The organism is Bradyrhizobium sp. Kon56 (genome assembly GCF_055807635.1).
Genome location: NZ_JBVVOU010000261.1, coordinates 1 through 326 on the forward strand (window position 1 = coordinate 1; position 326 = coordinate 326).

A 326-nucleotide genomic window follows, 5' to 3' on the forward strand; every position below is an offset into this window, starting at 1 on the left:
TCGCCGAAGGTGACGTTGACCGCCGTGCCGCCGTTGAAGGAGCTGAAGGTCAAGCTCTTGCCGTTGATGCCACCCGTGCCGGCGCTACGTGCCGCGGTGAAGGCCGAGGCCGTGCCGGTGTTGCCGGCCAGGCCGAACGCCGACAGCGCGTTGCCGGTGCCGGTGATCGCGAGGTCGGCGTTAACGCCGGTCGAGATCTTGAGCTGGCCGCTCGAGTTGATCGACGAGGCGATCTGGCCGGTCGTCGTCGTCACCGTCGCGGTGCCGCTGGCGTTGGACGCAGACTGCACGCCGGTGGCAAGGTCGATCGCCTTCAGGAGGTCGGC

The 326-nt window shown here is 68.7% G+C and carries 1 protein-coding gene; it reads right to left on the reverse strand.

Annotated features, from left to right (window positions below; translation table 11 throughout):
- The coding region (locus AC0L3B_RS38890) for a DUF1522 domain-containing protein (protein ID WP_473335014.1) at window positions 1–326 on the reverse strand (326 nt) is incomplete at both ends.